Below are 22,408 nucleotides of genomic sequence, written 5' to 3'. Positions count from 1 at the left end.
AGTGCTCGAACTGCAACCCTGCTCAGTACCTGCCTGTTGTTATTAGGCATCTCAACTACATTCCTGGTGATTTGCCTTATCAGAGTAGCTAGCGGTTCTTGGCCGAGCTGGATAACCGGATTTCTGAATTCTGCTAAGAATATTGTTTGGGAAAATAGCAGTTTGCTGGCCTTAGCTATTGGCGTCGCCGTTATCGGTCTGCTTCTGTTGATTGCTGCTTTGGTCCCGGGAAAGCGCAGTACAGCACTGCTTGAATGGGATTCAGTCCACGAGCATGAGGAGTGGGTTGCGGATAACCGCGGCTTGGCTAATCTGGCGCGTTACGAAGCAGAGCGCACTGATGGGGTGGGCGGCGCCTCGCTGATATTGCGGGGTAAGAAGCTGCATGTCGGCGTTTCCACTCCGGTGCATGAAACCAAAGATATTTCGCAGTCGGTGCAAGCGAACGTCCAGGAAGCCCTATCGGCCATCCCGTTAGCACATTCGATAAGCGTCAGTGTCAAAGCAACTACCCGAGGAGGGCAGTAGATTTGTGGAAACCCAATAGCATTCGGCAACGAGTCTTCCTGGCGCTCTTTGGAGTGCTTCTTATGGCAGGGGTGCTTGCGTGGCCTGGCTAAGCTGGGATTCAACTCAGAACGGACTTGCCCAGAAACGTCTCGTCGATAGCTTTCCTGCACAAATGCCAGAATTGGGCATTTACATAGCCGGCGCACTAGCCCTGATGTCGATCATGCTGATCTTTGTGATGGTGTCAGCTCTACCCAAGAAACCGGGTAAACGGACCTTCATCTACCAATCAGATAAAGGCACTGGCATCTCCACTGTCGATTCAGGAACCGTCGCCCTGGCTGCCCGGGAAGCAGCTGAAAGCACACCTGAGGTTGCCCGTGCAGATATACGTATTAATGGGACAGTGAAGAGCCCGATACTGTACGCACGATTCGCTTTGCGCGTGGATGCCCGGCCAATGGATGGCATGGGCCTCGTAAGGGATGTTCTCATTCCTCAGATGGAGCAAGCCCTCGGCGCCCGGTTCGCCAGAAAACACGTGAACATTGATTTCCAGCCTAAGACATCGGGAACATCCGCCAAAACGACCCTGACCTAATGATTTGTATTAATTAACCAATCGAAGGAAAGCAGCAGCGGTACGGAGACAAGATCCGGAACAAGGCTCAGGAAATATCGGACAAGTCAAAGAAAGCATGGATGATTCCTTCAGCAACAAGGATCTGGGAGCTGATGGGCCAATATGACATAGCCGGCGGGGTGCCACAGAGATTGTCAAAGATGTCTACAAGCAACTTTGGGCTGATGAATCCGTGAACGTTAGTTGCCGTGCTTAGCTAGGCCGACAATGCATTCTACCGCTAGTAATTTAACAGGGTGTCAGTGCATCAGCAGATCTGCAATTCTGCCGTGGTTTGCAAGGACGCGGCATGGCGCAAGACAACTATTTCCGAACAGAACTCACAATGCTTCCCATAGATTCCCGCTCAGCAGGGGAAGAAGAAACTCGCAATCTAAAATTATGAAAGGCCCTTAACGTGAAGAAAATCCTCATGGTCCTGACCAGCGTTTCCGAACTCGGTGCAGGAGGAGAACCCACTGGCTATAACGTCGCGGAAGCAGCCCATCCCTGGAAGGTTTTCCGGGACGCGGGACACTTCGTCGACTTCGCCTCTATCAAGGGCGGACAGCCACCACAAGATACTGTCGATACCGACGACCCGATCCAGGTGCAATTCACCCAAGATGAAACCACACGAGCCGGTCTCTACAACACGGCGAGGGTCGGGGTAGTTGATCCGGACCAGTACGATGCCATCTATCTTGTCGGTGGTCATGGCACCATGTGGGACTTCCCCAACAACGAAGACTTGCAAAAGCTCATCGGGGCCATCTACAACAGTGGAGGCATAGTTGGAGCAGTATGCCACGGTCCGGCAGGGTTGCTGGATGTAGAACTGCACCACGGAATCAAGTTGCTGAGTGGCAAGGATGTTGCTGCCTTTACCAACGATGAAGAAGTCGCGGTCGGCAAGGACAAGATCATTCCATTCTCATTGGCCGACAAACTTGTTGAGCAGGGGGCCAACCATATCGCCGCCGATGATTTTGAAGAAAATGTCCAGGTATCCGAGCGTCTGGTCACCGGTCAGAACCCTGCCTCGGCTGCCGGTGTTGCAAAGGAAATGGAAAAGCTTCTGGCCGCAGTGATTCGTCAAGAAAAGGCCACTGATGAAGCTCCCTCAGACGTTGACTCAGCCCAGGCCGTGGAAGACTAAAAACATCTGTGGGTACCGCTTTTCTACACCTGCGGATATCTCATAAGCGGCCGCAGCCGGCCAAAGAATTCCTCGTAGGTAGACAGAGACCTACGAGGGATTTTTCGTTTAAGCATGCGCGCCCTCCGCTTATCGGCGGAAACGCCACAACTTTCCGAGGGTCTGCATCGCAGTGGCAAGCACACTCACTATGCAGCATGGCCGGTTGGCAGATTCGCACTGGCCAGGCTGGCCCGCGCTGTCACCCACGATACAGGGCGACCTGCGCTCGTCGACGATGTGCAGCTCGCTTTTATCTGCTCTAGATTCGTTTTGGATCTCGACGACTTCACATACAGCAAGTTCTAGAAATGACAGAGTCGAGGGAGCGTCAGCAAATATTTGCGCAAACCGTCTTCCTACCAGAACTTCGGGATAAGCACTGGCGTATTTTCCTTGTAAGCTTCATAGTCCGAGCGACCTCCCCATTTTGATTCAGCTTTCGCTTCCAGTAGCGGGACTCCACTAATCTTGATGAGCAGCACAGCCACGAATACCGGTGAAATCATCACAACCCACTGCCAGTGCTGCAATGCCGGAGCGGCAACAACAGCCACTCCGATCCAAAGCAGAATCTCTCCGAAATAGTTCGGATGACGGGATTTGGACCACAATCCGGAGGAAATGAATTTCCCTTTATTCTCCGGGTCGCGTTTGAAAATTGATTTCTGGTGATCGGCTAGGCTTTCCACACCGAGACCTATCGCCCAGATGACGAACCCAGCCAGTGCGAATCCGTCCAGTTCACTAGCGCGTTCCGAGGTCATGGCAGCCCAAGCAGTAGCAGCAGTGAAAGAGACCCAGAGACCCTGGATGGTCCAGACACTGAAGAACCGGATGAAAGACGGTTTGATCTGGTCAAAGCGATCATCTTTGCCGTCCCTATTAACCCGGCGGAAGAGGAAGATTCCCAGCCTAAGAGTCCAGGCCAACACCATAAACGCCAGTAATAGTGATCTGGAATGAACTTCAGGGGCTAAGAGAAGCAAAAACAATGTGACTGCCGTATAGGTCAGAGTCCCGGTCAGGTCGTAGAATCTCTCTGTTTGTCCTAGGAACGAAGGTATGAAAGCGACCCATTGGACTATGAAGGACGTCAGTACAGCCAGAGCGAAGAGGGGCGTCGAACCCCATGTAAGCCCACCATCACTACCGGACAATGCAAGTATCACACCTAGCAGAAGCACTACAGGCACGGCGGTCAGCGCCTTGCGTTCCTTGCTTTTCATTATGAGGTTTCCTCCGTTAAATTTCCCTCAGGGACAACCCAGGGATCCTGCGATACTTTTATCCAAGAGTCGCTTCATCATATTGTTTGGGACCGGGCAATACTATTGGACACAGGTTGAGCCAAAGCTTTTGATGGAATCGCGGCTTGACGCTTCTCATGGAATCTCTTCGCGGGGCTAGCGTCTAGGAGATTCCTGCCGTTGGCGGAGGATTGCAGAAACAGCTTTCGTCCCCAGAATTGTTCGCGACCTGTTAATTGGCCTGACTGGACAAATCAAGCATTCTGAATGCCAGATGAAAACCGTTCTAATATCGATTGACTAGTTATTACGTCGAAACGGAACGCATGGCCTGGTTTCAAGCCTCACACTAAACAAGCTTGAAACCAAGCTATGCGAACCTCGCCTCGTCCCTGCTTATGCTGCCTATCTGAGATGATAGCGCCCAACAATACCTACCTTGAATGACGCCTGGCCGAGAAGTAGCCCACAACAGGTTAGTCCTGTCCGTATTTGATATCCATCGTTACCCCTGACCAGAAGGAAAAGCTATGAGGGAATTTTCGACGCCACTATTGGCCCCTTTGCACATGCACAGGAATGCCACCGATCTCTTGATGGAGCGCCTGAAGAATTCGCCTGAGCATATAGCATTCGAAGTTCGATCTGCTGATGGCGCCGTCGCTGCCCCATGGAAGCAAATAACTACTCGGGAATATTTTCTCGAAGTGCAGGCATTGGCCAAGGGGCTCATCGCTAGTGGGCTGCAACCTGGAAACAAGCTAGTGATTATGTCACCTACACGCTACGAATGGGCTCAGGTGGATATGGCTGCATGGTTTGCAAGTGCGGTCGTGGTCCCGATTTATGAAACTTCGTCACTTGATCAGGTCACAGCCATACTTGCCGATTGCTCCCCAAAATTTATAGTTGCTGGAAGCACCGACCAGGCCTCGATTCTCGAGCGCGGACTAACTGAAGCGGGAATAGGCGGGTCGAGAATCTGGACAATGGACACCCGGAATGATCTCGATCTTGAAGATCTTCTTGAAGTAGGGAAATCTATCACCGATCATGCGGTTGAAGAACGACGAGTGATAGCAACATCAGAGACGATAGCGACCATCGTCTACACTTCGGGAACGACGGCAGCACCCAAGGGCGCTTTAATTACGCATGGTAACCTCGTTGGCTTAGTACTCAATGTCGCTGCCGCTTACACTGAGGTGGTCAAGGAGACAGGAAATACGATTATTTTCCTTCCCATGGCCCACGTTCTGGCTCGTGGTCTACAGCTGATCTGTTTGGCCAACGGGATGCGCATCGCGCATCTCTCAGAACCCAAAGAAGTAATACCGTCTTTGGAAATCCTCAAACCCACATTTCTCGTAGTGGTGCCACGGGTGTTACAAAAGATCCAAGACTCCGCAGCACAGGCCGCTAATCAGAAACGCCTTAATCTTATTTGGAAGTGGGCCAGCGACACGGCAACGCAGTGGGGCGAGATGGCTGAGGTAAACGATGCCGGTTCGTCGAAGCAAGCTTCTCCTAGCCTTTGGATGAGACATTTCATTTTTGACCGGATTTTCTACTCGCGTCTAAGAAAAGTAGTCGGCGGCCGTCTTGAGTACCTGCTATCAGGAGCTGCAACCCTAGATAGAGAAGTTTCCCTCTTTTTCAGGGGGATCGGCTTACCAGTAATTGAGGGGTATGGGCTGACAGAAACTACAGCGCCGCTAACGGGGAATATGCCCGGGTCGATCAAGTCGGGAACCGTGGGAGTTCCGATGCCTGGGACCACTGTACGAATATCGGACGACGGTGAAGTGCTCGCGCAAGGAGTCGGCGTATTTGCTGGATATACCAATCCCGACGATAACGCCGACGCTTTCACCGATGGGTTCTTTCGCACAGGAGACTTGGGATCAATTGACGAGCGTGGACGCATCACGCTGAGGGGAAGAATCAAAGACGTCATAGTAACTGCGGGAGGAAAAACAATATCTCCCAGCATATGGGAAGGATATGCCGAAACTGATCAACTAATTGCCCACGCGGTAATGGTCGGGGAGGGTAAGCCGTTCCTGGGATGCCTCGTGCTCATTGACTCGGAAGCAGTTCAACAGTGGGCTTCAAGCCAAGGGATTACAGACGCATCCCTATTTCAGCATCGCACAGAAGGATCAATTGACAGGATTAGAAACCAGCGCCTGTTTCAAGTCATCTCCGACTCCGTCAGCTCAGCCAATAAGCGGGTAGCAAGAAGTGAACAAGTCAAAGAGATTATTATGCTTTCCACCGATTTAGGGGAAAACAGTGAGCTGCTGACGCCGACCTTGAAACTCAAGCGAAGCAAGTTTCTTGAGAGAACAAACAGCTTCGTCAACGAGATCTATGACTCAACTAAGCGCTAGTTATCAGTCATGATATGAGCCCTTTACGTTCGGATGGAAGGGCAAAAAACTTTTAAATAATCCAATCCGGAACATCCCTGGCCCCGAATGCCCTATGACATCACAGACCAAGAGGTTTGGATCAACGACTGGCCCAGCGGGGTCGCCAGGTAAGGAGTTCGACATGAAAACCATGCAGCGCAAGACGGTAGGATTGCTCTCGATCGCCGCGGTCGCCGCGTTCGGATTGAGCGCTTGCTCGATGGACAGCAGCAGCGAGACCGCCCCCAGCAGCGAAAGCTCGGCCTCCAGCATGACTGAGAGCAGCCCGAGCGCATCCGAGGATTCGGGCATGGCCAGCGAATCGGCCATGGATCCGGCCGCCAACCTTGTTGGCTCAGGATGTGCAGCGTACGCAGAAGCAGTGCCCGAAGGTGACGGTTCCGTTGCTGGCATGGCCCAGGATCCGGTAGCCGTTGCAGCATCCAACAACCCGTTGCTGACCACCCTGACGAAGGCCGTGTCGGGAAAGCTCAACAAGGACGTCGACCTGGTGGACACGCTCAATGGCGATGAGTTCACCGTCTTCGCTCCGGTGGATGATGCCTTCAAGGCCATCCCAGAAAAGGACCTTAACGCTGTCGTGTCGGATGCCGACATGCTGACCAAGGTATTGACCTACCACGTGGTCCCCGGCCAGATAACCCCTGATGATCTGAAGGGTGATCTGGAAACCGTTGAAGGCGACAAGGTCAAGATCAGCGGCAGCGGCGATGACCTGATGGTCAACGATGCCAAGGTCATTTGCGGTGGCGTGCAGACTGCCAACGCCACGGTCTACCTCGTTGATTCGGTGCTGATGCCACCGGCAAAGAAGTAGCACTACAGCATCAAGCTGAAGAAGCCAGGGAACGGGCGATGCACGATTTGGGGGACGCCCGTTCCCTGGCTTCCGTCTACCCAAGATTTGACCTGCAGCCGTTTCCTGAACGAGAGCAATGGCCCTTGACGCTACGGGGTCGTTGAACCCAAGATTCTGAATCGAGAGGTTGAAGTCACCGACGGTTCAGCGCCGGATGAAGCTCTCTTGCTTCAAGCAGCGCAAGGAGATGAAGCAGCTACGCAGCCTTATGGCGGACTTGTCCCAAGAGTGTTCGGTTTTGACGCCCGTCAACTGAGCGATGAAGTCCAAAGGCAGGAAGCTATCCAAGAAATACTTCCAGACGCCTGACAGCATGTTGATGGCTTCGCCACTGTGCGAACTACCGCACCAACTTGGCTGCTGAAGATCGTCCATCAGCCTGCTGTCGGACAGATCCGCTTCACTTCAGAGCGCCCGGAATCTGAACTGGAAATCGCTGTTGAAACCTCCTAAGCAAGACATCAACCAATGTAGGGAAGAGTAGTACGGCCTGATGAAGTCAAACGCATGATCGAAGCTCTTCGCCAACTGACTGAAGAGCAAAGAGGTACGATCCAACTGGTCTATTTCGGGGTTTGACGCATTGTTAGATCCTTGATCATGCTCAACGACCTGTGGTGATCGTGAAAGCCGGCTCACGAGACAGAACGAAGGAAATACGAGAATTACTGGGAGCCATGTCATGGGTAAGCACAAAAGTAGACTGTTCAGCGGCTTCGCCCTGAATGCGCTGACCCAAACTGAACGTGATCAGGCGCTGCAGTATGAGGCCAATGCTGCCACGCTCGAGCAAGAGCTTGCTTCTTTGCAACAGACTGGTGCCTACCTTGCTCTCACCGTCCGTGAGGTGAAGCCGCCACCGAGAATTAAGACCTACGTCATGGATGCGATTCGCACCGTTGAACAGGTTCCCGCAAGAGTTGATGAGAGTCAATGCGAGCATTCCGCAACGGAAGCAAGAGCTCTGCTTTACTCTCATAACGAATTGGCTGGAAGTATGCAGAGCGCTCACAGAAAGTCGCGGAAGTTCTTTGCCCTAAATGCGGGGATTTTACTTGTTGCTTCTGGTGGTCTCGGTGCGCTGGCATGGAATTTGAATACTCAGCAGCAGATGAACATGGTTGTTCAGGCTATGAAGAGCGAGCGGGATACGATGAAGCAGATCTTGAGCGCTCAGGACATGCAGTCTGAATCCCAGACATTAGATAATGGGGCAACAATTAGGCTTTCATATTCCGCAAAGTCTGGCGTCATGGCCGTATCAACCCACGCGCTGCCTGAACTCCCAGAAGCGAAAGGCTACGAACTCTGGCTCATCTCCGCTGAGAAAGCTATCCCTGCCGGCATGCTGGATCCTTCCAGCACCTCAGCAACCGCAATGATTACCGGTTCAATGGAGGGCATCACCCACTTCGGAATCACCGTGGAACCTGCAACGGGCTCACCTGCTCCGACTACCGAACCAATTCTCTTGCAAAGCCTTTAGAAACACAGACACGCATGCAGCGCTCATGCCGCAATTCCTTGACATCCAATCCAGGCACCGGGTGACACCGAATAGGAGTTATCCGGTGTTCGAGTAAAGCATTCGAACGCACCGCAACGAAGTGTGGGGTTCAGTGCCATGGAGCAACAACAAAGAAAAAGCAAGCGTCATATCTGGCGCTATCCAATAGCTGGCATCTGCTCAGCTATTGTCTTGTTCACTATCGCTCAAGCAGCGTCCACATTCTTCGGGACTGCTTCATCGCCCCTCGTCGCTCTAGGGTCAACAATCATTGATTTCACTCCACCGTGGCTCAAAGATTTGGCCATCGGTTTATTCGGCACCAACGACAAGCTTTTTCTATTCATCACCTTATCGATCACCGCCGCCCTCTTAGCGGCCATAGTGGGACTTGCCACGGCACGGAGCCTTGCATTCGGATTGAGCTTGGTAATAGGGCTATCAGTACTATTAGGTGCTTCCGTGCTGAGCCGCTCGGCAACAAACTTCCTCGATCTAATACCGACAATAGTCGGCACCATACTAGGCCTGGGAACACTCACACTTCTTGCCGGCATGGCTACCCGTGCCGGTGTACCAACGGTCCATCCCCAGTCCGAAAACACAACATCACGAAGAAAATTTCTCCTCGGATCAGCGGGAAGCGTGGCACTGGGACTACTAGCCGTCGGCGCTACCCAGGCCCTGCGGACCGTTAGAAATACCGCAGAGTCAGCCCGCTCAGCCCTTGGTCTTCCACCGGCGAAAGTGAAAGTACAAGCCCCACCTCAAGGAGCTGAACTAGACGTCCCTGGAGCCTCTAGATTTGTCACACCGAACCAGGACTTCTATCGAATCGACACGGCCTTGTCTGTGCCGCAAATCGACCCTCAAGACTGGTCATTAAAAATTCACGGAATGGTCGAGAAAGAATTCACACTCACGTTCAATGAACTCTTGGACATGGATCTGGTTGAGCACTACCTCACCTTGACCTGTGTCTCCAACCCGGTCGGTGGCGATCTCGTCGGCAACGCCAAGTGGCTTGGTTACCCACTACGAGAACTACTGGCCCAGGCCAAACCCTTACCGGGTGCCGATATGGTTCTGTCTACCTCCTTCGACGGCTTCAGCGCCTCCACACCGCTGGAAACTCTCACCGATAGTCGCGAAGCCCTGCTGGCCATCGGAATGAACGGCGAACCCCTGCCACTAGAGCACGGGTTCCCGGTCCGTATGGTGGTTCCAGGACTCTACGGGTATGTTTCGGCCACCAAATGGGTGGTTGATCTGGAAGTGACAAGGTTCCAAGACAAAGCAGCCTATTGGACAACGCGAGGCTGGTCGGAACGAGGAACAATCAAGATGTCATCTCGGATAGATACCCCACGGTCCTTCGCAAAGTTGCCCGCCGGCAAGGTCGTCTTTGGCGGCACCGCATGGGCTCAGACCACGGGAGTTTCCAAAGTGGAGATCCGTATCGATAGCGGGCCGTGGCAAGAGGTCGAACTGGCCACCGAGCTCTCCGTAGACACCTGGCGTCAATGGAGATTCGAATGGACAGAGGCAACCGCGGGCAATCACTCCGCTACCGTCCGCATGACCGATGCCCATGGCCAGCTACAGACAGAAGAAACCGCCGCGCCCGTTCCAAACGGTTCCTCCGGGTGGCACCGGCTGCAGTTCAGCATCGAATAATCGATGCTGCTTTCTTAGGCCACTCCTACACGTCTGAAAAACGTTGAGTGAGCAAACTGAAGCTCCAGGCTTCAGCCTGTACACAGGGGGTGCCCCTATGTTTTTTGTCAAGCAATTTTCGGCTCCGGAACATCATAAAGTGAGCCATCCCGAATCATGGCAAACATGACTGTGAGGCGACGGTGCGCTAGCGCGATGAGTGCTTGGTTATGGCGTTTCCCCTGTGCCCGTTTCCGGTCATAGTAGTCCCGACTGGTCGGATCAAAGCGGATGGACGCGAACGCTGAGAGGAAGAGAGCTCGTTTCAAGCGTTTGTTCCCTGAATGGCTGACGCGTTCGGACTTGATCGATGTCCCTGATTGACGCGTGGTTGGTGCCAAGCCGGCGTAGGAGGCCATGGCTGCGGCGCTGGGGAAGGTCTTGCCGGGCATCCTGCAGAGGTAAGCGCTGCAGTGGAAGTGGCCTCAAGGCAGTCAGTTTCGGGAGTCGTGGATGTCCTTCGCAACGTGGCGGGAGAACACCCCGAGATTGCTGATGAGTTCATCACCGCTTGGACTTCAACGCTGGAAGGTGCCGAAAGGCTGGCAGCTTCTCTCGCGGTGTCTTCGTTGTATGTCTTGGACCTAGTGCATCTTGAGCATGCCGAAGATCGGATGCTGAAATCAGTTTTGGATGCTTCGATCCAGACATTGCAAGAACTTCAACATGAGCTTGCGGACTACTCTGAGGTTGCTATTAGCCCCGATGCTAGTTTCGATACCGGATTTGCCGAGATACTGCAGAACATCGCCACGGGGCCGCTCGAGCAAGCGGCCACCCAGCTTCAAACACAAACAGAGCTACTGAACAGTTCTATGTATAACGTATAGCCGCCAGTGGCCCTCCAGCTATAGCTGGAGGGCCACTGAACTCATATAGGGAAACAAGGCTCCTGCTGCACCTGTCACTAATGAGCTCACAGGACATATAAAAGAGCAGGGGTGCATAGATTCCATCCATGGCAATGGATCTGAAGTGCCGAGCACGGTAGTTGAGTGGACGCGACTGTTCTACCCCGAGGTGGTGGCAGGAGATTTAGTTTTCGGATGCGCGAGACCAGTACGCCATGAGCAGTTCTTGGCCTTGCTGTTCGCTGAGCTCCGAGATTTCCTGATCAGACAGGTGCAGCTGATCTTTTAGTGCACTAATCATCCATTCGGGAAGGGCCGACGTGTGGTCTGGCTCTGCTGTTGCCTCAACCGAATCGTAGAGCCGGCCCATTTGGATGATGACATCCTTTAAGGGCCGAATTTTCGGGCTGTTGCCCAGGCGCGCAACCCTTGAGGTGAGCTCATCGTAAACTTCGCCATCTGAACGGGCTCCTACGGCCCAGATTTCGGAGATATCAAGGAAGGGCATCCCTGAAGCGTCCTCGGTGATGCGCCAAACGATGCGCCAATCCCGATCGCCAACAACTAACTTGCGAAAGCCAACCAAGGCACCAAGCAGGGGTTCACCGGCTTCAGGTGACTTTTCCAGAAGCAGTATTTTCTTGAACACTGCACGGACGATCTGGGGGTCTTTCTTGTGCAGGCGATGCAGGTCGGACACTGCGTCCTCAGTCAGCCGAACAATACATAACCGCTCTTGAGGCTGATTCACGAATCCGCTGACTTAGCTTCTTCGGCATTTTCGGCTTCAAGCTCTGCGCGGTCTAAGTTGAAGAATTCCATGGCTTGATCAAGGGTCGTGCGTACGCCGCCATCCGTGGCGAAGCGTGCCATGACCAATGCGGCATCGCGAAGTGTCTCCCGATCCTGGCGCAGCCGAGCGATTTCCTTGGCGGATACCACTTCGGCCACAACCTTGCCATGGCGCGACAACGCCGTATCGTGGCCTTCTTCAGCGGCTGCCACCAATGCGGAAAGACCGGACCGCGAAGCTTCGGTGATGCTCAGAGTAGTCATACAAAAAACTATATAGATTTCTACCTAGATTTCCAATTGCGATTCAGTCTTCAGCTTCGCTCGCTGAGCGCGCCACACTTCCACTCCCGTGAGTTTTTCGCCGATAAGATACGTTATGTCAAGTTATAAAAAGACTATTTGCTCCTACCGCACATAATGAAGTTTCGGGTAACGCACCGCTTTGATCCCCGACTCCCTGTCAGTCAGGCTGGCACCTAGTTAAACGAGAGGAACCCCTAGCGTTGCTAGGGGTTCCTCTCCAGTCAAAACAGTTGCTACTGCTGAGTGCTATCCATACTCTTGGCCAACGCTCGGCGCAAGATGTACCCAACCACCAGCGGAACGCCTGCCATCAGTGTGTATTGCAACCACAGTGGGTTGATCAGTGCAGGCTCAACGAGAATGAATGCGGTGCAGACGGCCACGAAAAGCATCACGAGCGCGGTGAGTGCCACCGATGTCGCGCTCTCGTTGTCGGATTCTGGCCCGGTCTCGTGTAGGCCGGCAATGAAAAACCCAAGCAGGAATGTGGAAACCACGATCCCGATGGCTGCTAGAAAGGTCATGAACTCCATGGTTACCTAACTTTCCCGTTTGGATGTGTGCTCGCAGTCATCAGATCGCTATCTTCATTTTTGAAGATCATAGCAGGAGCCTAGACCGAAGATTTGGAAAACTGTCGACCCGATTTCCGTGCAGAATTTTTCGAGCGCGCTAACCTGTGTTTCCAACGACATCGCCCAAGCTGTCGCCGCACTCCTCGAAGCAGAACAACACCTAGAGCAAGCCAAAAGCCGGCGTAAAACAATTATTCGCCGCAGCTCTCAAAAAGGATGGTCACAAGCAGAACTGAATATACTCGCCACCCCCATGCGTCGTCGCTCTCGAAAGAAAAACGACAAACTAACAATTCCAACGAAAGTTCAACGAACACACGATCATGGGCCGGAATTCATCCCAAAGTGAATACCGGCCCATTATTCATCTGTGCTTGCGTGGGGCCTTGCGTCCCCACCATATCTGCGCAGGCTGCGGAGGTCGGCTTGTAGCGGTCTAGGGGTTGCATCGCGTGGATCACTGCCCGGTTCTTGGCTTCGGGGTGTACTGCTGGGGCATGCTATCGATTATCTGGAAGTAAAACGGTATAAAACTCTGCGCGATTCAGCCTGTCAGTTTGTGTATGAGGTAGCAAAGTTTGCCCCTCGACACGTAGGTTGGTCGCGGATTCAGATTAGCGTCGCTAGGTCAGTATTGGTGTGGGACCGACTGGGTAGGAAATGGAAAATAGTGGCCGATCGCCTAATGTGGAGAAATGAACAAGGATTCCTCCCTCAATAAAGAACAGATTCTTCAACTGACAGCTCTTGCCATGGACCTGGCCCGTGAAGGCAAAAGCACAGAATTGACAGAATTCTTAGACCATGGGCTCCCCATAGATATTCAGGACCCCGACGGCAACACCTTGCTGATGCTCGCCGCGTATAAAGGCGAAGTGGACACGGTAACGATGCTGCTGAACCGCGGTGCCAACGTCGATATCCGCAACAACAGGGACCAGTCACCCCTCGCCGGAGCCCTGTTTAAGGGAGAAGAGACCATTTGCGTGCAGCTTGTGGCGGCCGGAGCCGATCTCGATGCAGGTACCCCATCGGCCCGAGCTGCCGCCGCTATGTTCTCCCGCGAACACCTGATCAACCCCGCTGGTTGAACCCCAGCCTCAGCAGGTGAGGTCATGGCAAACAAAGACGGCACCTGCCTCATGCAGAAATGCAAAAGGTGGGTGCCGCCGGAGATGGCTAGCGTTGACTACACGGAGTCAGAGTTAACATCCACACTGGAGCTCTTGCCAGCTTGCAGAGCTTCAATGGCTGCCCGGACACCTGCACCGTACGCAGGATCGGCCTGAGTGCAGTTGTAGATGTGGCGCTCGATGGTGGCCTGTGAAGCACCGTCGATGGCGCGGGCAGTATTCTCGAAGAGCACCTGACGCTGCTCCTGAGTCATCTTTTCGCGGAAGAGAATGCCAGGCTGCTCAAAGTAGTTGGCATCATCTTCGCGGTAGTTGAAACGGTCCGCGACGGCGCCAATCGACTGTGCTGGATCGGCGTAGGCTGGCTGTTCGGACCAACGACCGTAGGAGTTCGGCTCAATGCCGGGGGTGCGACCCTGATTACCATCAACGCGGCCCTGGCCATCACGGTGGTACGTGTTGACCGGGGCGTTCTTCGGCGCGTTCACGGGGATCTGGTGGTGGTTCACACCGACGCGGTAGCGCTGGGCGTCGCCGTAGGAGAACAGACGGCCCTGAAGCATGCGGTCCGGAGAGAAGCTGATGCCGGGAACGACGTTGGCCGGGGTGAAAGCTGCCTGTTCAACATCTGCGTGGTAGTTTTCAGCGTTGCGGTTCAGTTCCCATTCGCCTACCTCGATCAGCGGGTAGTCCTTCTTGGACCAGACCTTGGTGAGGTCAAACGGGTGGTACTTGTAAGTCTCAGCATCGGCTTCGGGCATGATCTGTACCATGAGCTTCCACTTCGGGAAGTCTCCGTTTTCAATCGAGTCGAAGAGGTCGCGCTGGCTCGACTCGCGGTCCGCCGCAACGACTGCAGCAGCTTCTTGGTCCGTCAAATTCTTGATGCCCTGCTGAGTGCGGTGGTGGAACTTAACCAGAAACGCTCGCCCTCAGCGTTGATTAGGCTGTAGGTGTGGGAGCCGAAACCGTGCATGTGACGGTAGCTTGCCGGAATGCCGCGGTCGGACATGACGATCGTAACCTGGTGCAGGGACTCGGGTAGGTTGGTCCAGAAGTCCCAGTTGTTCTCGGCACTGCGCAGATTGGTGCGAGGATCGCGCTTGACTGCACGGTTCAGATCGGGGAACTTCAGAGGGTCACGGAAGAAGAAGACTGGGGTGTTGTTGCCCACCAAGTCCCAGTTGCCTTCTTCGGTGTAGAACTTCATGGCAAAGCCGCGGATATCACGTTCAGCGTCGGCAGCACCGCGCTCACCGGCAACGGTGGAGAAACGGGTGAACAGCTCAGTCTGCTTGCCTACCTCGGAGAAAATGTTCGCCTTGGTGTACTTAGTGATGTCATTGGTCACCGTGAAGGTACCAAAAGCGCCTGAGCCCTTGGCGTGCATGCGGCGCTCGGGGATGACCTCGCGGCTGAAGTGGGCCAGTTTCTCCAGAAACCAAACGTCCTCCAGCAACATTGGTCCGCGGGGACCAGCGGTGAGGCTGTCCTGATTGTTAGCAACAGGAGCTCCTGCAGCTGTGGTCAGTGGCGCAGTGTTCTCGGTAGTCATAATGTTATTTGCTCCTTGTGGTGTTCGACGGTGATTGCGTCAAAAGTTTTTTAGCAGTGCAGTCCGGGCAAATTCCCCAATAGATCACATCGGCTTCGTCAATGCTGTAACCATGGCTGTCAGAGGCATGCAGGCAAGGTCCCTGACCGATGGCACAATCCACGTCGGTGATCTTTCCGCAATCGCGGCACACCGCGTGGTGATGGTTGTCCCCCACCCTGCGTTCATAGCGTGCCGTTGACCCGGAAGGTTTAATGCATCGCAGCAGACCAACATCAACCAATGTAGTCAAAACGTCATAGACAGCCTGTTTCGAAGCACTCTCCGTCCCTTGGTGAATGGCATCAAAAACATCATTGGCATCGGCATGGGGTCGGGCATCGACTGCATTAAGAACAGCAATACGGGTACGCGTCACGCGCAGCGAAGCTGCTCGCAACATTTTCTCGAATTCCTGATCGTTAGCCATGGTTCGACCCTACCTGCTTTTCTGGACTCAGTACATTTAATGAATTGTACATACAGCGCGTTAGGTAAAACCGCCGAGTTTTCAAGTCATTCAGGCTGAGGGTTTATTGCCGGCTCTCTGCGTTCCTCATGCTCAGCGAGCGGTTCTGAGAATAAACCCGCCGTTTTGTTGGCGTCCCGGATAGGCCACAAGCTAATTTGTTGGGAGATATGGCTCTCATATATCAAAAACGGTCAGCCAGAACCTCAAATCTTGTAATCAAACAACCGTGACCGGATATGCGCTTCAAACGCCGCCACCGTCGATTCAAAGTCATCACGTTGAACATTACTGATCGCGTTCTTCGCATCATTCCACACATGCTCAATCGGATTATGATCTGGAGCGTACGGCGGAAAATTGATCAAATGAACATCCTGCAACGTTTCGCCCTGAGCTAGCTCTGCACGTAGCAACTGGTTCTTATGCCACGTCGCGTTATCCCACACAATCACAATCCGTTTCCCTGGATGCAACCCCACCAACGTTTGCACAGCTTCAAGGATCGTGGTGGCGTTCTGCCAATCCAACCGCAACGTCAAACACTGGCCCGTATTCTGATCCAAGAACCCGATAAACGACTGCGAAGCCTTCTGCCGGTCAACCTTCACCACGGTTTTCGTGCCCTTCTCATACCAAGCCCGCCGGAGAACGGCTTCCTGATCAATACGCACCTCGTCCGCAGCGAAGACCAACGTGTCCTCGTCAGCTAACGGGACCGCGAGTTCTTCACGGATCTCTTTGATCCGCAGGTCAATGGCCTTGTCATCGCCTCGTCTGCGGTCAAACTTCTCTGGCTTATGAAAAGACAACCCCGCCATGCGCAACAAGAACTGGTACGAAGTCGCGGACGCATCTTCAACGTTGAACGTCGTGAATAACCAGTGATCTAGTTTCGGGACATCCCAGAACTGTGCTGGCAAGTACTGGTCACTTGGCGGCTGGGAGAGGACCTGAGCGATAATCTCTCGTTGCTCCTCAGTGAGGAAACTACGGTTCAGGTTTCCTGCATGACCTGTAAACAAAGACGCCATACGCTGCTTACTCCAGTCCCGGGCCCAGTCCTCCAGCGTGGAAGGTTCACGGTCCACGAAGTCAGCAACAATCACCGGGTCAACACCCGCAGAAAGCAGTAAGAGTGCCTCTGCTTTCTTCACCACGAGCTTGTGGGGAGCAGTGTTCTTGTAGTCTTTGAGCAGTCGGCGTTCAGCGTCGGTGACTTCGGGGGTTGGCATACCCACAAATTAACACTCCGTGTGGTTCACGCAAGCATTAACGCGCCGGTCGGGTTTAGGTTATTGAATCCGTTTTTGAAGTGTGCCCGCCATACCTATTTTTAATTGCCTGACACCTCAGCGAGTTCACATTGCGCTCATGTACTAGCAACTCGTGGCTCCTGTTTTATCCATAGCTTCATGGTTGTTCGTCATCAAGGGCACGGCAGTCGGTGCGCTTCCTCAAGAGATGAAAGATTCAAGGGATCAACCCTTCCAGGTTTGAGCCCGCTCCCCCATTTGTCCTATAGATCCACATCCAGGACTTTAGAAGAAGCAACCCCAGGCTGCCGCAGCATTACACCTAGGGTCAGACCGACTGTCAGAGCTAATGCTTAGAGGGCCGGTTCCTTGCTTCACCCTAAACCAAAGGACGCCCACCAAAGGCTTTCAAGCAGACCATGGCTTGCTAGATGTTTTCCGGTGGCCTGCCTCTGGTTAGAGATCGTTACAACACTGAGCAATTAGGGTTGCTCACCTTGCGCTGTAAGGCTATGTCTCGCTGGGGATTTTGCTGGCACCCCTCAGCGTCGCTTGAGTTTTCCCCATCGGAAAAAATCTTCTTGATTCCAATCAATATTGTGTGACAATATTCCTGTGTCATTGGAATTCTCTAACAGTGCGGACAAACACGGCATAGACCGCAGAGATGCATTGAACGCTATTTTGAATTATCAGTATCGCGAAGAGAAATTTGCCAAGCCCAGTGTCGGATCGCACGGTCGCCCCGACCTGTTCATCGATCCATTACGAGACCGCTCAAAGTTGCTAGAAGTTATGGCGGTAGTTACCCCGCCAAACAAGGTCTTCAACTTTCACGCCATGGAGGCTCGAAAGAAGATTTTGAATATTGTGCGAGAAAGCACTCAGTAGACATGCATAAGAAGAATCCACCCATCAAGAGCTCAGGCACCTTTGACATGTTGAGCGAAACTGAGATCAAAGAGCTAGAGGTTTGGGCAGAAACTGCGCAGATCTCTGAAAATGCGTTGATTAGTAAATCCGAAGCTGCGGGTGCCGGAATGGATCTACTCGCAACTGCCTTAGGTTCGAAAATAGCGGTGCATCGCGCCGTTGGGAAACCGTCCCTCAGTGGACGCGGCATATCTCCCGCCAGATCTGTACGACTACCTGCAGACATGGATGAGAAGTTAATCGAAAGAGCAGAGCATGACCAGATAAAGCCCAGCGAGGTCATCCGTCGCGCCTTGGACGAGTACCTCTCGCGCGCGTCCTGATCTTCTTTGCAGACACCCCGCTGACGGACCGAAGGGGAGCGCCGAAGAAGCACCTAGTCGCTTGAAGTTCCCTCGACCAACTGTGCATTCCCATGCAACGTTCCGGTTGATAGCCCGAAGACCACCGGCTGCGGTCCACTACTGCAGCACGAAGATTCTTCCTGTGCCGGGGCATCACATGAGCCACCCAGATCCGTAGAGCAGACTCCGGTTTCCGGTAGGTCCAGCTCCACCCGGTCAGCGGCTTGGCTATCGCCGGATAACGCGGCGGCAATGGAGCGCACCTGCTCATACCCGGTTGCCATCAAGAAGGTTGGGGCGCGTCCGTAGCTCTTCATTCCGGCGATGTAGAAGTTCTTTTCCGGATGAGCCAGCAACTTTTCTCCGTGCGCGGTGACCGTGCCACAACTATGGAACTCGGGATCAATTAGTGGCCCCAACTGTCGTGGTGCTTCAACACTTTCATCCAAATCCAAACGAAGCTCGGAAAGTATCTGCAGGTCTGGGCGGAAACCGGTCGCCGCGATAATGCGGTCCACTACAAGCTCCCGGCCATCGGACAGGGACACCGTCAATTGCTCTTCGGACTTCAGCGAAGCCACAGCCACATTTTCAAGTAGCTGCACGTTGCCGTTTTCTACCAGTCGGCGCAGGCTGGTTCCCAGTTGTCCTCGCGCAGGCAGCTGATCAGCGGCGCCACCGCCATAGAGGCGAATCGGATTCGCGTCCCCACGCAAGCCCCACACGACCCTGGTCTCGGGATACTGCTTTTGCAATCGACCCAGCGCAATGATGGTGTTGGCTGCCGAGTGCCCGGCGCCGAGAACCAGCAAGGACTTTCCAGCCAATTCCTGCTCATCAGCACCTAGCGGATCAACAAGACCACCGAGGATATATCCGCGTTCGCGGGCTTTCGCTTCTCCGATGGCTTCGATACCTGCTCGACCTACTGGGCTGGGCTGGTTCCAGGTTCCGCTGGCATCAACCACGGCGCGACCAATGAGATCTACTTGGTCCTCGTTAGTTTGGGCGCGCACCAAAAATAGTGTTTCGTCCCGATTGGCACCGCGAGTCTTGTCTACACCGCGCCCGTCGGCGGCGATGCGGCTGACCTTGATAACCCGGTGACCGTAACGAATGCGTGGCGCCAGTTCGGGATGCGCGGCCAGCGGCTGAAGGTACTCGCTGACCAGTTCGCCGCCGGTAGGCAGTTTGGTGATTCGCGGTGCTTCCCACTCCCCTGCATAGCCTTCGCTTGCGGTTTCCAACAGACGCTGAGCGGCAGCGTCGATGTTAAACCGCCAAGGAGAGAAGAGCTTGATGTGTGCCCACTGCTTGATGGCCGAACCAGCCTGCTCTCCTGCTTCCAGAACCAATACTTCCTGACCGCGTTCACGCAGGTGTGCTGCGGTGGCCAGGCCAATGGGTCCCGCACCAATTACGATCACCGGATAGGTTGAGCTCATGGCATTCTCCTTAGCGTAAGGACTGCGTTAGGTGGCTAGTTAGCTGGTAGCAACTCGGAAATCAGGGTTTCGATCCGGCTGCGGATCTCGTCGCGGATTGGACGTACGGCGTCCACTCCTTGACCGGCTGGGTCTTCCAGCTTCCAGTCTTCGTAGCGCTTACCCGGGAAGATCGGGCAGGTATCTCCGCAGCCCATGGTGATCACTACATCGGATTCTTTCACTGCTTCGGTGGTCAGAATCTTTGGAGTTTCCGCCGACATGTCAATGCCTTCTTCGGCCATGGCTGCCACGGCTGAAGGGTTCACCGAATCAGCTGGTGCGGAACCGGCTGAACGGACCTCAATCTTGCCCTCGGAAAGATGGGAGAGGTACGCAGCAGCCATTTGTGAACGTCCTGCATTGTGAACGCAGACAAAGAGTACCGAAGGTTTGTGGAGCTCAGTCATGGTTAGTTGATTCCTTAGGCCGAAGTAGTTGCGCGTTCAGTGGATGGGAAGAATTTGCGAGTCCAGAGGGCCACATACACAAGTGCCACCAAAACTGGTACTTCGATCAGTGGACCAACCACGCCAGCGAGCGCTTGTCCACTGGTTGCACCGAAGGTGGCAATGGCCACCGCGATAGCCAGCTCAAAGTTGTTGCCAGCTGCAGTGAAAGCCAGCGTAGTGGTGCGTGGGTAGCCAAGCTTCAGGGCTCGACCAATGAGCATTCCAGCACCAAAAACCACCACAAAATAGGTCAGTAGCGGCAGCGCCATCCGCAGTACATCCCACGGTTTGGAGATGATGTTATCTCCCTGCAAGGCAAAGAGCAGAACAATGGTGAACAACAGACCGTAGAGCGCCCACGGGCCAATCTTTGGCAGGAATTTACCCTCGTACCAATCCCTGCCCTTGGCTTTTTCACCCAGGGTTCGGGTCAAGAAACCAGCCAGCAGTGGAATGCCCAAGAAGACGAGTACCGAGGCGGTGATGGCACCTATGGAGAATTCTGCACTGGTGGTTTCCAGCCCTAACCAGGAAGGCAGCAACTGGAGGTAAAACCAACCCAGCGCACCAAAGGCAACGACTTGGAAGATCGAGTTGATGGCTACCAGCACGGCTGCCGCTTCTCGGTCACCGCAGGCCAAATCGTTCCAGATGAACACCATCGCGATGCAGCGAGCCAAACCAACAATGATCAGCCCCGTGCGGTACTCGGGGAGGTCTGCGAGGAAGATCCAGGCCAGGACAAACATGAAGGCCGGTGCCAGCACCCAGTTGATCACCAGCGAAGTGATCATGAGCTTTTTATCAGTGAGAACTCGAGAGGTTTCGTTGTAACGCACCTTGGCTAGGACCGGGTACATCATCACTAAGAGCCCCATGGCAATGGGAACCGAAACCCCACCGACAGTGAAGCGGTCCAACAGTTCACCCAGCGCAGGAAAGATGCGTCCCAACCCCAGCCCGATGGCCATGGCTAGCAGGATCCATAGTGCCAAATATCGGTCTAGGAAAGAGAGCTTCGCCGCCACGGGGGCGGTGTCGGGCATTGGCGCGGGTGTCACTGAATTATCACTCCAAGATTAGACATCGACGACTATCGATATTTCGAGTATCCTTGCGTATATCGACGTTTGTCAATCTCTGACGGAACTACGAAAGCGGCCCAAACAATGAGTACGGACACAAGCACCGAGTCGGGCCTGAACCTTCAGCCTTTCGAATCTCCATGTTGTGTTCCAGCTGAGGGCAAAGACATCCTTCAGGCAGAAGAAGCCGAGCTACTCGCCTCTCGTTTTAAGGCGCTCAGCGATCCCAACCGGCTTCGCATTCTCTCGATTGTCTCGGCGAACAAGGAATCTGAGACGTGCGTCTGCGACTTGCCCGAACCCCTGGGACTGAAGCAACCCACCGTCTCCCATCACCTGAAAATCTTGGTTGAGGCAGGGCTTTTACACCGCGAAAAGCGTGGCGTCTGGGCCTACTTCTCCGTGGTTCCCGGCGCACTGGAATCCCTAAGCGCAGCCTTGGTGGCAAAAAAGTAGCTTCATTAGTTCAGATGACCCCGCCCTAGCGAGCCGGTCAGCTCACTGCCGTCCACTCAAAGCCTCAGCTCGTACAGGTACGTGTCCATCCACTGTCCGGCAACCTCACCACATGCGCCCTTCGCAATACGTTCTCGGCGGCCGACTTCCCGGAAACCAACTTTTTTGTGCAGTGATCTACTACCTTCATTGCCGGAAATAATCGCTGATTGAATCGTCCAATAACCCTGCTCATTGGCCCGTTTGATGAGCTCTTGAAGCAGTATGGTTCCGATCCCACGCCCCGAGCATTGCGGATCAATGTAGACCGAATGCTCAACGACCCCACGGTAGGCGGAACGTTCTGAAATAGGCGTGGCAGCAGCCCAACCGGCAACATTCCCAGAGGAAACGAGCGCTACCAGGGATAGTTCCGGGATCTTCGCACCGAAGAATCTTTCCTTGGACGGAACCTCGGATTCAAAAGTCGCCAGTCCGGTTGTGATCCCTTGACCATAAATAGTGGATACCGACTCCCAATGATCTTGTGTCATCTGAGCAATCTGAATACCTGCGCTAATAGCGTTCCCCACGTTCAATCC

The 22,408-nt window shown here is 53.9% G+C and carries 23 protein-coding genes and 2 pseudogenes; 12 read left to right on the top strand and 13 right to left on the bottom strand.

Features of this window, described 5'->3' with window-relative positions; all coding sequences use genetic code 11:
* The first annotated feature begins 162 nt into the window (after positions 1-162).
* From N6V40_RS04235 to N6V40_RS04225, 3 genes are all read left to right on the top strand, one after another.
* Positions 163-528, top strand: coding sequence for a DUF6286 domain-containing protein (locus N6V40_RS04235; protein ID WP_262199128.1), 366 nt, complete (start codon positions 163-165; stop codon positions 526-528).
* Positions 529-607: 79 nt separating this feature from the next.
* On the top strand, positions 608-1,111 hold the full coding sequence (locus N6V40_RS04230; protein WP_262199127.1) for a hypothetical protein: 504 nt from the start codon (positions 608-610) through the stop codon (positions 1,109-1,111).
* Positions 1,112-1,550: 439 nt separating this feature from the next.
* Positions 1,551-2,291: a type 1 glutamine amidotransferase domain-containing protein gene (locus N6V40_RS04225; RefSeq protein WP_262199126.1), complete on the top strand. Its 741-nt coding sequence runs from the start codon at positions 1,551-1,553 to the stop codon at positions 2,289-2,291.
* 398 nt (positions 2,292-2,689) lie between these two features.
* Here N6V40_RS04225 and N6V40_RS04220 read toward each other — a convergent pair whose 3' ends face one another.
* The gene (locus N6V40_RS04220) at positions 2,690-3,559 is read right to left on the bottom strand and encodes a DUF1295 domain-containing protein (protein ID WP_262199125.1); all 870 of its coding nucleotides are present in this window, start codon (positions 3,557-3,559) and stop codon (positions 2,690-2,692) included.
* A gap of 551 nt (positions 3,560-4,110) precedes the next feature.
* On the opposite strand from N6V40_RS04220, the gene N6V40_RS04215 reads away from it, so the two are divergent.
* The 4 genes from N6V40_RS04215 (at position 4,111) to N6V40_RS04200 (ending at position 10,058) form a co-directional block, all read left to right on the top strand.
* Entirely contained in the window at positions 4,111-5,973 is a 1,863-nt protein-coding gene (locus N6V40_RS04215) for an AMP-dependent synthetase/ligase (RefSeq protein WP_262199124.1), read from the top strand.
* 163 nt (positions 5,974-6,136) lie between these two features.
* Complete coding sequence (locus N6V40_RS04210; protein ID WP_262199123.1) at positions 6,137-6,832, top strand: fasciclin domain-containing protein; 696 nt, start codon at positions 6,137-6,139, stop codon at positions 6,830-6,832.
* A 724-nt stretch (positions 6,833-7,556) separates the two neighbouring features.
* Complete coding sequence (locus tag N6V40_RS04205) at positions 7,557-8,360, top strand: anti-sigma factor (protein ID WP_262199122.1); 804 nt, start codon at positions 7,557-7,559, stop codon at positions 8,358-8,360.
* A 138-nt stretch (positions 8,361-8,498) separates the two neighbouring features.
* Positions 8,499-10,058, top strand: a complete 1,560-nt coding sequence (locus N6V40_RS04200; RefSeq protein WP_262199121.1) for a molybdopterin-dependent oxidoreductase — start codon at positions 8,499-8,501, stop codon at positions 10,056-10,058.
* A 107-nt stretch (positions 10,059-10,165) separates the two neighbouring features.
* Here N6V40_RS04200 and N6V40_RS04195 read toward each other — a convergent pair.
* Positions 10,166-10,498: pseudogene (locus N6V40_RS04195) on the bottom strand (transposase); the annotation flags it as partial.
* Between the two features lie 48 nt (positions 10,499-10,546).
* Here N6V40_RS04195 and N6V40_RS04190 point away from each other — a divergent pair.
* On the top strand, positions 10,547-10,927 hold the full coding sequence (locus N6V40_RS04190) for a hypothetical protein (RefSeq protein ID WP_262199120.1): 381 nt from the start codon (positions 10,547-10,549) through the stop codon (positions 10,925-10,927).
* Positions 10,928-11,132: 205 nt separating this feature from the next.
* Here the strand turns inward: N6V40_RS04190 and N6V40_RS04185 are convergent, their stop codons facing one another.
* The 3 genes from N6V40_RS04185 to N6V40_RS04175 all read right to left on the bottom strand — a co-directional run bounded on the left by N6V40_RS04185 (position 11,133) and on the right by N6V40_RS04175 (position 12,570).
* On the bottom strand, positions 11,133-11,699 hold the full coding sequence (locus N6V40_RS04185) for a type II toxin-antitoxin system RelE family toxin (RefSeq protein ID WP_262199119.1): 567 nt from the start codon (positions 11,697-11,699) through the stop codon (positions 11,133-11,135).
* Positions 11,696-12,004 (bottom strand): type II toxin-antitoxin system Phd/YefM family antitoxin, encoded by a 309-nt coding sequence (locus N6V40_RS04180; RefSeq protein WP_262199118.1) that lies wholly within the window; start codon positions 12,002-12,004, stop codon positions 11,696-11,698. Before N6V40_RS04180 ends, N6V40_RS04185 begins: the two co-directional genes overlap by 4 nt.
* Before the next feature lie 275 nt (positions 12,005-12,279).
* Positions 12,280-12,570 carry a hypothetical protein gene (locus tag N6V40_RS04175; RefSeq protein ID WP_262199117.1) on the bottom strand — a complete coding sequence of 97 codons (291 nt, stop codon included), beginning with the start codon at positions 12,568-12,570 and terminating at the stop codon, positions 12,280-12,282.
* A gap of 746 nt (positions 12,571-13,316) precedes the next feature.
* On the opposite strand from N6V40_RS04175, the gene N6V40_RS04170 reads away from it, so the two are divergent.
* A complete protein-coding gene (locus tag N6V40_RS04170; RefSeq protein WP_262199116.1) occupies positions 13,317-13,712 on the top strand; it encodes an ankyrin repeat domain-containing protein in 396 nt (131 codons plus the stop codon).
* A gap of 98 nt (positions 13,713-13,810) precedes the next feature.
* Here the strand turns inward: N6V40_RS04170 and N6V40_RS17275 are convergent, their stop codons facing one another.
* From N6V40_RS17275 to N6V40_RS04155, 4 genes and pseudogenes are all read right to left on the bottom strand, one after another.
* The gene (locus tag N6V40_RS17275; protein ID WP_315973802.1) at positions 13,811-14,008 is read right to left on the bottom strand and encodes a catalase-related domain-containing protein; all 198 of its coding nucleotides are present in this window, start codon (positions 14,006-14,008) and stop codon (positions 13,811-13,813) included.
* Between the two features lie 189 nt (positions 14,009-14,197).
* Positions 14,198-15,309, bottom strand: a pseudogene (locus tag N6V40_RS04165) (catalase); the annotation flags it as partial.
* Between the two features lie 4 nt (positions 15,310-15,313).
* The gene (locus N6V40_RS04160) at positions 15,314-15,778 is read right to left on the bottom strand and encodes a Fur family transcriptional regulator (RefSeq protein ID WP_262199115.1); all 465 of its coding nucleotides are present in this window, start codon (positions 15,776-15,778) and stop codon (positions 15,314-15,316) included.
* A 245-nt stretch (positions 15,779-16,023) separates the two neighbouring features.
* A complete protein-coding gene (locus N6V40_RS04155; protein WP_262199113.1) occupies positions 16,024-17,058 on the bottom strand; it encodes an IS630 family transposase in 1,035 nt (344 codons plus the stop codon).
* Positions 17,059-17,757: 699 nt separating this feature from the next.
* Here N6V40_RS04155 and N6V40_RS04150 point away from each other — a divergent pair.
* Positions 17,758-17,964, top strand: a complete 207-nt coding sequence (locus tag N6V40_RS04150) for a hypothetical protein (RefSeq protein WP_262199111.1) — start codon at positions 17,758-17,760, stop codon at positions 17,962-17,964.
* 2 nt (positions 17,965-17,966) lie between these two features.
* Entirely contained in the window at positions 17,967-18,329 is a 363-nt protein-coding gene (locus tag N6V40_RS04145; protein WP_131089396.1) for a hypothetical protein, read from the top strand.
* Positions 18,330-18,382: 53 nt separating this feature from the next.
* Here the strand turns inward: N6V40_RS04145 and N6V40_RS04140 are convergent, their stop codons facing one another.
* The 3 genes from N6V40_RS04140 to arsB are packed head-to-tail and all read right to left on the bottom strand — an operon-like array spanning position 18,383 to position 21,332.
* A complete protein-coding gene (locus tag N6V40_RS04140; protein WP_262199109.1) occupies positions 18,383-19,795 on the bottom strand; it encodes an FAD-dependent oxidoreductase in 1,413 nt (470 codons plus the stop codon).
* A 35-nt stretch (positions 19,796-19,830) separates the two neighbouring features.
* Positions 19,831-20,244, bottom strand: coding sequence for an arsenate reductase ArsC (locus tag N6V40_RS04135; protein ID WP_131089398.1), 414 nt, complete (start codon positions 20,242-20,244; stop codon positions 19,831-19,833).
* A 14-nt stretch (positions 20,245-20,258) separates the two neighbouring features.
* Positions 20,259-21,332: an ACR3 family arsenite efflux transporter gene (arsB, locus tag N6V40_RS04130; protein ID WP_262199691.1), complete on the bottom strand. Its 1,074-nt coding sequence runs from the start codon at positions 21,330-21,332 to the stop codon at positions 20,259-20,261.
* A 123-nt stretch (positions 21,333-21,455) separates the two neighbouring features.
* Between arsB and N6V40_RS04125 the strand changes: the two genes are divergently transcribed.
* Complete coding sequence (locus N6V40_RS04125; RefSeq protein WP_262199108.1) at positions 21,456-21,827, top strand: ArsR/SmtB family transcription factor; 372 nt, start codon at positions 21,456-21,458, stop codon at positions 21,825-21,827.
* Positions 21,828-21,883: 56 nt separating this feature from the next.
* Here N6V40_RS04125 and N6V40_RS04120 read toward each other — a convergent pair whose 3' ends face one another.
* Positions 21,884-22,399, bottom strand: a complete 516-nt coding sequence (locus tag N6V40_RS04120; protein ID WP_262199107.1) for a GNAT family N-acetyltransferase — start codon at positions 22,397-22,399, stop codon at positions 21,884-21,886.
* Between the last annotated feature and the right edge of the window lie 9 nt (positions 22,400-22,408).

The organism is Glutamicibacter sp. M10 (assembly GCF_025452055.1).
Classification (GTDB): Bacteria; Actinomycetota; Actinomycetes; order Actinomycetales; family Micrococcaceae; genus Glutamicibacter.
Note: the sequence above shows the minus strand (reverse complement) of the source record. Positions and strands in the feature narration are given on the sequence as shown.